At 72.4% G+C, this 11,772-nt stretch carries 7 protein-coding genes and 1 pseudogene; 6 read left to right on the top strand and 2 right to left on the bottom strand.

The window, feature by feature from the left end:
• Nucleotides 1–208: 208 nt before the first annotated feature.
• On the top strand, nt 209–1,411 hold the full coding sequence (locus ACFXDJ_RS32960) for a DUF4352 domain-containing protein (protein WP_384851128.1): 1,203 nt from the start codon (nt 209–211) through the stop codon (nt 1,409–1,411).
• A 49-nt stretch (nt 1,412–1,460) separates the two neighbouring features.
• Nucleotides 1,461–3,215, top strand: coding sequence for an NAD+ synthase (locus ACFXDJ_RS32955; RefSeq protein WP_384659068.1), 1,755 nt, complete (start codon nt 1,461–1,463; stop codon nt 3,213–3,215).
• A 21-nt stretch (nt 3,216–3,236) separates the two neighbouring features.
• Here ACFXDJ_RS32955 and ACFXDJ_RS32950 read toward each other — a convergent pair.
• Nucleotides 3,237–4,182, bottom strand: a pseudogene (locus ACFXDJ_RS32950) (endonuclease/exonuclease/phosphatase family protein); the annotation flags it as partial.
• A gap of 425 nt (nt 4,183–4,607) precedes the next feature.
• Here ACFXDJ_RS32950 and panB point away from each other — a divergent pair.
• The 3 genes from panB to ACFXDJ_RS32935 all read left to right on the top strand — a co-directional run bounded on the left by panB (nt 4,608) and on the right by ACFXDJ_RS32935 (nt 7,451).
• Nucleotides 4,608–5,468: a 3-methyl-2-oxobutanoate hydroxymethyltransferase gene (gene panB, locus ACFXDJ_RS32945; RefSeq protein ID WP_384659071.1), complete on the top strand. Its 861-nt coding sequence runs from the start codon at nt 4,608–4,610 to the stop codon at nt 5,466–5,468.
• 100 nt (nt 5,469–5,568) lie between these two features.
• Complete coding sequence (locus ACFXDJ_RS32940) at nt 5,569–6,603, top strand: ATP-binding cassette domain-containing protein (protein WP_384659074.1); 1,035 nt, start codon at nt 5,569–5,571, stop codon at nt 6,601–6,603.
• Entirely contained in the window at nt 6,600–7,451 is an 852-nt protein-coding gene (locus tag ACFXDJ_RS32935) for an ABC transporter permease (protein ID WP_384659077.1), read from the top strand. The genes ACFXDJ_RS32940 and ACFXDJ_RS32935 overlap by 4 nt, the downstream gene beginning before the upstream one ends.
• Nucleotides 7,452–7,508: 57 nt before the next feature.
• Here ACFXDJ_RS32935 and ACFXDJ_RS32930 read toward each other — a convergent pair whose 3' ends face one another.
• Nucleotides 7,509–10,892 carry a BTAD domain-containing putative transcriptional regulator gene (locus tag ACFXDJ_RS32930; RefSeq protein ID WP_384851126.1) on the bottom strand — a complete coding sequence of 1,128 codons (3,384 nt, stop codon included), beginning with the start codon at nt 10,890–10,892 and terminating at the stop codon, nt 7,509–7,511.
• Nucleotides 10,893–10,952: 60 nt separating this feature from the next.
• On the opposite strand from ACFXDJ_RS32930, the gene ACFXDJ_RS32925 reads away from it, so the two are divergent.
• Nucleotides 10,953–11,765, top strand: a complete 813-nt coding sequence (locus tag ACFXDJ_RS32925; RefSeq protein ID WP_384659083.1) for a site-2 protease family protein — start codon at nt 10,953–10,955, stop codon at nt 11,763–11,765.
• Nucleotides 11,766–11,772 lie beyond the last annotated feature (7 nt).

Below are 11,772 nucleotides of genomic sequence, written 5' to 3'. Positions count from 1 at the left end.
TGTGTTTGAGATCTATTCGAGGTGAGCGAGCGCCGGGCGGGGCGCGGGGCGGGGCGGGGGGCGGCGGGGCGCGCGGGCGGCCCGCCCCCCCCCCGGGCCGGGCCGGACAAGCCCGTGGGCCGCCGAAATGGCGGGCCGCCGGGCTCGCGTTCATGACAGGCTGGTGATCGTCACGCGCCGATTGCGAACTGAAGGACATCCCGCCGGTATGAGCACCCCGCCGAACCCGCCCAGCACCCCGTCCGGCCCGCCGACGGAGCCCGCGGGCGTCGCCGTACCCGAGGACGCGTCCATACCGGCGCCGGCGCAGCCCCTGTCGCTCACCAAGCCCCCGACCCAGGCAACGCCTCCGGCCGGGGCACCGGCCGGCGCACCGGTCGACGCACAGGCACCGGTCGACGCACCGGCACCGGCCACCCCGGCGGCTCCCGAGGCCCCGGCCCCGGCGCCCACCCCGACCCCGACCGCCTTCGCCCCGGTCACCCCCGCCCCGCCGGCCGCCCCCGCGGCGCCCGCGTACGCAGCCCCGTACTCGGCCCCGTACGGCGCCCCCGGCGGCCCGGGTGCACCCGGCGGCCCCGGCGCCCCGGCCAACCCCTGGGCCCCGCCCTCCGGCGGCGGATACCCGGCGGCGCAGTTCGGCTATCCGGCGCCCGCGCCCCCCGCCAACGGCATGGCCGTGGCCGCCCTGGTCCTCGGCCTGATCGGCATCCTGGTCGGTCTCATCCCGTTCCTCTTCTGGGCCGGCGGCCTCCTCGGCCTGACCGGCCTCGGCCTCGGCATCGCGGCCGTCGCCCGGTCCCGTTCCGGCGCCCCGCGCGGCACGATGGCCGTGGTGGGCACCGCCCTCGGCCTCGTCGCCATCGGCGCCTCGGTCGGCGGCTACTTCCTCACCCAGACCCTCGTCGGCAAGATCGACGAGACGGTCTCCAAGGACCGCCGCCGGTACGAGGACACCACCCCGCTGTACCCCACCACCCCGCCGAAGCCGGTTCCGTCCCCGTCGCCGACGCAGGTGCCCGGTCTGACCAGCGCGCTGCCCTTCGGCGAAACGTTCAAGTACCCGAGCGGCGTCGAGGTGAAGCTGTCGAAGCCGAAGAAGTACGTCACCGACAGCCAGTACATCAAGGTGGGCAACGCGGTTCAGGTGACCCTCACGATCACCAACAATTCGACCGAGACCCTGGAGGTCATCTACTCGGTGCCCAACCTCCGCGACGAGCAGGGCCTGGCCGGCAAGATGGTCTTCGACGGGGACATGCCGAAGATGATCAAGGGCGACATCCTGCCGGGCTCCTCGGCGACCGGGGTCATCGCCTACGAGGTCCCCAAGGGCACCGCGAACCTCACCGCCGACATCACCCCCGGCGGCCGCCTGCCCTCCGTGAAGTACGCCGGCCCGATCGACTGAACCGGCGATGTCCAGGACATCGCGTCAGAAAGACGATTAGAGTGGCCCCGTGCCTCAACTTCGTCTCGCTCTGAATCAGATCGACTCGCATGTCGGCAACATCGCCGCCAACGCCGACTCGGTCGTCCACTGGACCCGGCACTCCGCCGAACAGGGCGCCCACCTGGTGGCGTTCCCGGAGATGATGCTGACCGGGTACCCCGTCGAGGACCTCGCCCTGCGCGGTTCCTTCGTCGAAGCCTCCCGTACGGCACTGCGCGAACTCGCGGAGCGGCTGGCGGCCGAGGGCCTCGGAGACCTTCCGGTCCTCGTCGGCTACCTCGACCGTACGGAGAAGGCCGCGCCCCGGCTCGGCCGCCCGGCGGGGTCCCCGGAGAACGCGGCGGCCGTGCTGCACGGCGGGAAGGTCGTCCTGCGCTTCGCCAAGCACCACCTCCCCAACTACGGGGTCTTCGACGAGTTCCGGTACTTCGTGCCGGGCGACACGCAGCCGGTCATCCGGGTGCGCGGCGTGGACGTGGCCCTCGCCATCTGCGAGGACCTCTGGCAGGAGGGCGGGCGCGTACCCGCCACCCGGTCGGCCGGGGCCGGGCTGCTGATCTCGGTCAACGCGTCCCCGTACGAGCGCAACAAGGACGACCTGCGCCTCGAACTGGTGCGCAAACGTGCCCAGGAGGCCGGCTGCACCCTCGCCTACCTGGCGATGATCGGCGGCCAGGACGAGCTCGTCTTCGACGGCGACTCGATCGTCGTCGACGGCAGCGGCGAGGTCATCGCGCGCGCCCCGCAGTTCTCCGAGGGCTGCGTACTCATCGACCTCGACCTCCCCGCCGCCTCGGCCACCCCGGTCGAGGGCACGGTCGACGACGGCCTGCGCATCGACCGCGTGATCCTCTCCGAGGAACCGGTCGACCCGTACGAGGCGGTCGTGACCGGCGGCTACGCGGAGCGCCTGGAGGACGACGAGGAGATCTACGACGCCCTGGTCGTGGGCCTGCGCGCGTACGTCCGCAAGAACGGTTTCCACTCGGTCCTGATCGGGCTCTCCGGCGGGATCGACTCGGCGCTCGTCGCCGCCATCGCCTGCGACGCGATCGGCGCGCAGAACGTGTACGGCATCTCGATGCCCTCGAAGTACTCCTCGGACCACTCCAGGAACGACGCCGCCGACCTGGCCGAGCGGACCGGGCTGAGGTTCCGGACCGTGCCGATCACGCCGATGTTCGACGCGTACATGGGATCGCTGGGCCTGACCGGGCTCGCCGAGGAGAACCTCCAGTCCCGGCTGCGCGGCACCATGCTGATGGCGGTCTCCAACCAGGAGGGCCACATCGTGCTGGCCCCGGGCAACAAGTCGGAGCTGGCCGTCGGCTACTCCACCCTGTACGGCGACTCGGTGGGCGCGTACGGCCCCATCAAGGACGTCTACAAGACGGACGTCTTCCGCCTCGCGGAGTACCGCAACCGGGCGGCGGCCGAGCGCGGCGAGACCCCGCCGATCCCGGAGAACTCCATCGTGAAGCCGCCGAGCGCCGAGCTGCGCCCGGGGCAGGTGGACACGGACTCGCTGCCGGACTACCCCGTCCTGGACGGGATCCTGGAGCTGTACGTGGACCGCGACCAGGGCCTGGAGGCGATCGTCGCGGCCGGCTACGACCGCGAGCTGGTCGCGAAGACCATTCGGATGGTGGACACGGCGGAGTACAAGCGCCGGCAGTACCCGCCGGGCACGAAGATCTCCGCGAAGGGCTTCGGCAAGGACCGCCGGCTGCCCATCACGAACGGCTGGCGCGAGCAGGCGTAACGGGACTGCGCGGCCGCGCCGCTACGGCTTGACCGTGACCCGGGCGGCGATCGGAAGGTGGTCGCTGCCCGTGCGGGGCAGCGTCCAGGAAGCCTCCGGGGTGACCCCGCGCACCAGGATCTGGTCGATGCGGGCCATCGGGAACTGCGCGGGCCAGCTGAAGCCGAAGCCGTCGCCGGACGCACCCTGGGTGGAACGCAGCTGCGAGGTGACCTCGGACAGGGCCCGGTCGTTCACCGTGCCGTTGAGGTCGCCGAGCAGTATGACCTTCTTCAGCGGTTCGCCGGCGAGCGCGGCGCCGAGGGCGTCGGCGCTGTTGTCCCGCTGGTTGGCGGTGAACCCGGCGTTGAGCTTGACCCGGACCGAGGGCAGGTGAGCGACGAAGGCCGCCACCTCCCCGTAGGGGGTCTGGACGGTGGCGCGCATCGCCCGCGTCCAGCCCAGCCTGATGTCGACGGGCTTGCTGGAGATCAGCGGGTACTTGCTCCACAGGCCGACGGTGCCTTCGACGGAGTGGTACTTGTACGTGTCCGCGAGGGCCTTCTCGTAGACGGGGACGGCGCTGCCCTTGAGCTCGGTCAGGGCCAGGACGTCGGCTCCGGCCTTGGCCACCGAGGCCGCGGTGCCGGCGGGGTCGGGGTTGTCGGCGTCCACGTTGTGGGTGGCGACCGTGAGGTTGCCGCCCCCGTGGGACTTGTCGGTGACCAGGCCGCCGAACAGGTTCACCCAGACCGCGGCGGTCAGCAGTATCGCGATGAGTGCGGTCGCCGACCTACGCCAGAGTGCCGCGGCGAAGAGGGCGGGGACGGCCAGGCCCAGCCAGGGCAAGAAGGTCTCGGTGAGGCTGCCGAGGTTGCCGACGTCGTTGGGCAGCTCGGCGTGGAAGAGCATGACGAGGGAGATCAGCACCGCGAGCGCGGCCAGCACGATGCCGCGGCGCCAGATGCCGCGGTCGCCCCGCAGATCGGCCAGCCGGCGCGGGAGACCGGTTCGGGAGGGCTGGGGCTCCGGGCCGTCGCTCCCCATCTCCGTCTTGTACGCCTGTGCCATGCCACTGCCCTCGCTGCCGTGCTCGCGCTCCGTCCCCGCCCGTTGACCCTAGGCGATATGCGGAGCGTTCCGTGCCGATTGTCTCGGCCGTACGTCCGGGAGGACGAACGGCCGAGCGGCCGGGGTTCCAGTTGTCACGAAACGCGCACATTGGCGGTTCGGCACCAGATGTGCGCCGGAGGGGGGACCCGAGCAGGCCTCGGGCGGGCCTGGAGTGTGACGAACAGCGGACGAACCGGTCTTCGTGCCACTTCCCCGCCGGGCCGCGAGAGTGCCACCATGGTGGGTGAGTCCGGGGACGCCGTAAGGGCGCCTCGAGATGAACATCAAGGAGCAGTTGCAATGACGCATGCCGTTTCGCCTGCCCGCGAAGCCGCCTCCGCCACCCTGTACGGAGGCACGGGCACCCGGCGCATCACCGTCCGCGACCTCACCCTCGCCAAGGAACGCGGCGAGAAGTGGCCCATGCTCACCGCCTACGACGCGATGACCGCGTCCGTGTTCGACGAGGCCGGCATCCCGGTCATCCTCGTCGGCGACTCCATGGGCAACTGTCACCTCGGCTACGACACCACCGTCCCGGTCACGATGGACCACATGACCATGCTCTCGGCGGCCGTCGTACGGGGCACCAAGCGGGCCATGGTCATCGGCGACATGCCGTTCGGCTCGTACCAGGAAGGCGCCGTACAGGCGCTGCGCAGTGCCACCCGGCTCGTCAAGGAGGCCGGGGTCGGCGCGGTGAAGCTGGAGGGCGGCGAGCGCTCGCTCGCCCAGACGGAGCTGATCGTCCAGGCCGGCATCCCGGTCATGTCCCACCTGGGTCTGACCCCGCAGTCCGTGAACGCCATGGGCTACCGGGTCCAGGGCCGCGGCGACGAGGCCGCCCACCAGCTGCTGCGCGACGCGAAGGCGGCGCAGGACGCGGGCGCCTTCGCGGTGGTGCTGGAGCTGGTCCCGGCCGAGCTGGCCGCCGAGGTCACCCGGTCCCTGCACATTCCGACGGTCGGCATCGGCGCGGGCTCGGAGTGCGACGCGCAGGTGCTGGTGTGGACGGACATGATGGGCCTGACCAGCGGGAAGCTGCCGCGCTTCGTCAAGCAGTACGCGAACATCCGCCAGACCATGGGCGACGCGGCGAAGGCCTTCGCCGAGGACGTGGTCGGCGGAACGTTCCCGCAGGCGGAGCACGCGTTCCACTAAGAGGCAGATACCTCACCGACAGCCCGCCGACAGCACGTCGGCGGGCTGTCGGCCTTCCTGTCGGTCGTTTGTCGGTGGGTTGTCAGTGACGACTGGTCCCATGGTGGACATGACGCGAAACGACAACATTCCCCCGAACGGCTCGCACGCCGTAAAGGTGCGGGGGCTGGTCAAGCACTACGGCGAGACCAAAGCCCTCGACGGTGTGGACCTCGATGTCCGCGAGGGCACCGTCCACGGGGTGCTCGGCCCCAACGGCGCCGGCAAGACCACCCTCGTGCGCTGCCTGTCCACCCTTGAGGTCCCGGACTCCGGCACGGCCTTCGTCGCCGGGTACGACGTGGTCCGCCAGCCCCGGCAGCTGCGCCGCACCATAGGCCTGACCGGCCAGTACGCCTCGGTGGACGAGAAGCTCTCCGGCCGGGAGAACCTCTACATGATCGGCCGGCTGCTGGACCTGTCCCGCAAGGACGCCAGGGCCCGCGCCGACGAGCTGCTGGAGCGGTTCTCCCTCACGGAGGCCGCGAAGAAGGCGGCCATGCACTACTCCGGCGGCATGCGCCGCCGGCTCGACCTGGCCGCCTCCATGATCGGCAGTCCGGCCGTCCTCTACCTGGACGAGCCGACCACCGGTCTGGACCCCCGTACCCGCAACGAGGTGTGGGACGAGGTGCAGCGGATGGTCGCCGAGGGGGCCACCGTCCTGCTCACCACCCAGTACATGGAGGAGGCCGAGCAGCTCGCCAGCGAGCTGACTGTCGTCGACCGCGGCAAGGTCATCGCCAACGGCAAGGTCGACGAGCTGAAGGCGCAGGTCGGCGGCCGCACGCTGAAGATCCGCCCCGTCTCCTCCGCCGATCTGCCGGGCATGGCCCGCTCCCTCGCGGAGGCCGGGCTCGACGGGGTGGCCGGCACGCAGGCCGTACCGGACGAGGGCGTCCTGCTGGTCCCGATCCTGAGCGACGAGCAGCTGACCGCGGTGGTGGGCCTGCTGGCCGCCCGCGGGTACCCGATCGCCGACCTCGGCACCTACCTGCCCAGCCTCGACGAGGTGTTCCTGGCCATCACCGGCCAGAAGCCCGCCGCGACCGAAGAGCACGTCCCCACCGAGCAGACCGAGGAGGTCGCGGCATGAGCACCGTAACCACGACGAAGCCCAGCGCCCCCGCGCCCTCCAGGGCGGACCACACGGCGCCGGCCGGCGAGGGCCGGATCGGCCTGCGGGCCAATCTGCGGCACATCGGCGCCCTGGTGCGCCGCAACGCCCTGCAGATCAAGCAGGACCCCGAGTCGATGTTCGACGTCCTGCTGATGCCGATCATCTTCACGCTGCTGTTCGTGTTCGTCTTCGGCGGCGCGATCTCCGGCAAGGGCAACCAGGCGGAGTACGTCAACTACGTGGTGCCCGGCCTGATGGCCATGATGGGCATGAACATCGCCATGGGTGTCGGCACCGGGGTCAACGACGACTTCAAGAAGGGCGTGATGGACCGCTTCCGGTCCATGCCGATCGCCCGGTCGTCCGTGCTCATCGCGAAGATCGTGGTCGAGATCGGCCGCATGATGGTCGCCATCGCGATCCTGCTCACCGTGGGCTTCATCCTCGGCCTGTCGATCAAGACCTCGGTCCTGGACCTGTTCCTGTCCATCGGCCTGGCGGCGGTCTTCGGCGCCTCGCTGATGTGGATCTTCATCCTGCTCGGTCTGACCATGAAGACCTCGCAGGCCGTCCAGGGCATGGCGATGCTGGTCCTGATGCCGCTCCAGTTCGGCAGCTCGATCTTCGCCCCGCCGGCCACGATGCCGGGCTGGCTCCAGTCCTTCACGGACTACAACCCGCTGTCCAACCTGGCCGACGCGGCCCGCGGGCTGATCAACGGCGGTCCGGTCGGCCACTCCGTGCTGATGGTCCTCGGCTGGTCCGTGGCGATCACGGCGGTCACCATGCCGCTCGCCATCCGCAAGTTCCGCCAGAAGACCTGATCCGGGCGGCCCGTGCGGATCGCGTCCCGGACGGGCCGTGAGAACGGGGGGACCGGATCAGACGAGGGCGGCGGCCTCCTCCATCGTGAGGCCGCCGCCCTCGGCGTACGCGGCCTCGTACGCGGCTTCGCCCAGCACGGCCCGCGCCCGCCCCGTGGCCCGGGCGGCGGACTCGCGTTCCATCCTGACGGGCACGTGGGCCGTCGGCAGATGGGCCCGGTAGGCCCCGAGCAGCAGGGCCGCCGACCGGGCGTGCGCCTCGCCGCCCAGACCGGCGTGCGCGTCGGCCGCGGTCATCAGGTACACGGCCCGCATCTGGGGAGCGACCATGGCGGCGAGCGGATCCTCCACCGCCTCCAGTGCCTTGCCGGCCTGGGCCAGGGCGTCCTCGTACCTGCCCTCCTCGATGTCCAGCCAGGCCAGGATGCCCATCAGGAAGGCGTCGAAGAGGGCGTAGGCCCCGAACGCGAACTCCTCGCGCAGGTTCTGGATCTGGGCGCGGGCCTCGGGGATCCGGCCGGTGTGGCCGAGCCGGGTCGCGAGGAACATCCGGGCGGCGGGCATGGCCTCGTTGCCGTAGCGCTGCGGGGTGTCCAGGATCCCGGTGAGGATCTCCTCGGCCAGCGCGCCGTCGCCGTTCTCCAGGAGGGCCCCGGCCATGCGGACCCGCAGGACCGTCACCTGGGCCTTGGCGCCGAGCCGTTCGGCGTGCACGACGGCGGCCCGGTAGTCCTCGGCGGCCAGGGTGTGCTCGCCGCTCTTCTCACGGGCTTCGGCGCGGGCGGAGAGGGCTTCCGCGCAGCCCCAGTCGTCGCCGATCTCCTCGAAGAGGGCCAGGCTCTCCTCGGCGTCCCGGGCGGCGTTGCCGGCCCAGTCGGCGCGGTTGGCGAGGATGTTGGCGCGCAGCTGGAGGGCCGAGGCCAGTTCCCAGGGGTGGCCGAGCCGGCGGGTGGTGGCCACGGTTTCGTCGACCACGCGGCGGAGCAGCTGCGGATCCCCGTAGAGCATGACGGCGTACATCCACAGCCCGCCGGGGTTGCGGCAGATCTGCGGCAGGCCGGGGCCGTAGACCTCGATCATGCCTTCGATCCGGAGCCGGATCGAAGGCGCGTACCAGCTCTCGTTGTTCTGGTCGCGGGCGGCGAGCTGGATGAGGCGGACCCCGCGCCAGCCCTCGGTGAGGAGCTCCCCGGTGTACGGCGGAGGGCTGTCCGCGATCTGTTCGTACACGGGCTCCGCGGGTGCGGCGGGCGGCAGGAAGGGGTCCGGGCCGAAGGCTCCCGCCGCGTTGGACCAGTGCCGCATCTCGGTGCGCAGATCGTGCATGTGCCAGTACCAGTACAACGAGTGGATCAGGCAGAGCACTTCGCCCGCGTCGCGCAGGCCGACGGCCCGGCGCAGGGCGGTGCGCAGGTTCTCGTACTCGGTGGCGAGCCGCTGGGCTGCGGCCCGCTGGCCGCGCCCGCGCAGCTGCGGGTCGGTGGCGCGGGCGAGTTCGCGGTAGTGGACGAGGTGGCGGCGCTCGGTGGCCTCCTGGTCCCCGGCGGCCGCGGCGAGCCGCTCGGCGGCGTACTCGCCGACGGTCTCCAGGAGCCGGTAGCGCATGCCGCTGCCGTCGGGGCCGGGGGCGGCGACGACCAGGGACTTGTCGACGAGGGAGCCCAGGAGATCGGCGACGTCCAGGTCCCCGTCCTCGGCGCAGACGGCCTCGGCGGCCGTCAGATCGCAGCCGCCCGCGAAGACGGACAACCGCCGCAGGACCGTCCGCTCGGGCTCGTCCAGGAGGTCCCAGGACCAGTCGACCACGGCCCGGAGGGTCTGCTGGCGCGGCAGGAGGGTGCGCGAACCGCTGGTCAGGAGCCGGAAACGGTCGTCCAGCCGGTCCGCGATCTGCCGCGGGGTCAGGAGCCGCAGCCGGGCGGCGGCCAGCTCGATCGCCAGCGGCAGACCGTCCAGGCGGCGGCAGATCTCCACGGCCGAGGCCGGATCCTCGTCGATCGTGAACCCGGCGCGGGCGGCGGAGCCCCGGTCGTCGAAGAGGCGCAGCGCGACGGGGTCGGGCAGCGGTTCCACGGGGCGCAGCGTCTCGCCGGGCACGCCGAGGGGTTCACGGCTGGTCGCGAGGATCTGCACGCCGGGGCAGTGGATGAGGAGCCGCTCGGCGAGGCCCGCGGCGGCCTCGATCACGTGCTCGCAGTTGTCGAGGATCAGCAGCATCCGGCGCCGTGCGCAGTGCTCCGCGAGCCGGTCGAGGGCGCTGTCCCCCACCCGGTCGGTCAGCACCCGCATCTCCTCGGCGGAGGCACCGCGCAGCTTGGTCTCACGGGCCCCGAGCGCGGCGAGGGCCGCCTCGGCCACGTCCTCGGCCACGTCTTCGGCCACGTCTTCGGCCACGTCAGCGGCGGCCTCCGCGGGGTCGGCGCCCCCTGCGCCTCCCGGGCCGTCGACGGGGGCCAGCTCCACGAACCACACCCCGTCGGGCCACCCGCCCCCGGCATGGGCCTCGGCGGCCTCCTGCGACAGCCTCGTCTTCCCGGCCCCGCCGGGCCCCAGCAGCGTGACGAGCCGGGCCCGCGCGAGATCGGCCCCGATGACCCGGATGTCGTCCTCCCGGCCGACGAAGGTCGTCAGCCGGGCGCGCAGATTGCCCTGCCCGGCCGGTACGGGGCTCTCGGCGCGGGGCTCCGGCGCCGGGGTCGGTGCAGAGGCCGGTTCCGGAGCGGTGGCCGCCGCCGGGCTCAGCAGGGCCGCGTGGAGGGTGCGCAGGGCCGGGCCGGGGGTGGTGCCCAGGTGGTCCGAGAGGCCGCGCCGGACCTCCTCGAAGGCGGCCAGCGCCTCCGCCGGGCGGCCCGCGTCGCGCAGCGCCCGGATCCGCAGGGCCTGCAACGGCTCGTCCAGCGGCAGCCCGGCGCACAGCGCGGTCAGCTCCGGAAGGGCGGCCTCCGCCTCGCCCAGAGCCAGGGCCGCGCCCAGGCGGCCCCGGCGCGCGTCCAGCCGTAGCGCCTCCCAGCGGGCGGCCTCCGCCTCCCGGTCGGGGAGGTCGCGGAGCGCCTCGCCGCGCCACAGCGCGAGGGCCTCCTCGTACAGGGCGGCCGCTTCGGCCGGGTCCCCGGCCGAGGCCGCCGCCCGCACGAGCCGCTCGAAGCGGTACAGGTCCACGTCCTCGCGGGCGGCGACGAGCAGGTAGCCGTCCTCCCCCGACCGCACGTGCTCGTGCCCCAGCGCCCGCCGCAGCCGGGCCACCAGCGCCTGGAGCGCGGCCACCGCGTCGGCCGGCGGGTCCCCGTCCCAGACCTCGGCGACGAGCGAAGCCGTGGGCACCGCCCGTCCGGGCCTCAGCGCGAGCGCGGTCAGGAGCGCGCGCAGCCGCGCTCCGCCGACGGGGAGGGTGCTCCCGTCGTCGCGGATGGCCTGGGTGGTGCCGAGGATCGCGTAACGCACCGGCCCATTGTCCCTGGCCCCGGCCCCCCTTCGGCGCCGTCAACGGGATAGGTTCGCCGCATGGGTCACCTGGGGAGCGTCAACCGTAGTCACGACCGCAGCGAGCGGCGGATCAGTCCCGTCTTCATCGGCATCTTCGCCGTCATGGCGGTGACCGGGTGGGCGGTGTGGACGGGGTACTCGACCAGCACCGGGCTGGCCGTGTTCCTCTTCGTCACGGCGGCGTGGATCGTCTCGCTCTGCCTCCACGAGTACGCGCACGCCCGTACCGCCCTGCACAGCGGCGACCTCAGCGTCGGCGCCAAGGGCTATCTGACGCTCAATCCCCTCAAGTACACGCACGCGCTGCTCAGCATCGTCCTGCCGGTGCTCTTCGTGATCATGGGCGGACTGGGCCTGCCCGGCGGCGCGGTGTACATCGAGCGCGACCGGATCGAGGGCCGCTGGCGGCACAGCCTCATCTCGGCGGCGGGCCCGCTGACGAACGTGGCCTTCGCGGCCGTGTGCACGGCCCCGTTCTGGCTGAACGCCCTGGACGGGGTCCCGTTCGTGTTCCGCTTCGCGCTCGCCTTCCTGGCCCTGCTCCAGGTCTCGGCGGCGATCCTGAACTTCCTGCCGGTCCCGGGCCTCGACGGCTACGGGGTCATCGAGCCCTGGCTCTCCCCCCGGGTCCGCCGCGAGGTGGCGCCGCTGGCGCCGTTCGGCCTGCTGGCCGTCTTCGCGCTGCTGTGGATCCCCGAGATCAACGGGTACTTCTTCGACCTGGTCTACGGCGTGCTGTCGGCGCTGGGCGTCAGCGACCTGGAGGCCGCCTGCGGGCACAGCCTCTACCGGTTCTGGCAGGACACCAACGGCTACTGCCAGATCTCCTAGCCGGCCG

Origin of the sequence: Streptomyces sp. NPDC059443, assembly GCF_042750105.1 — a bacterium.
Classification (GTDB): domain Bacteria; phylum Actinomycetota; class Actinomycetes; order Streptomycetales; family Streptomycetaceae; genus Streptomyces.
The sequence above is the reverse complement of the archived record's forward strand: the minus strand, read 5'-3'. Positions and strand labels throughout refer to the sequence as shown.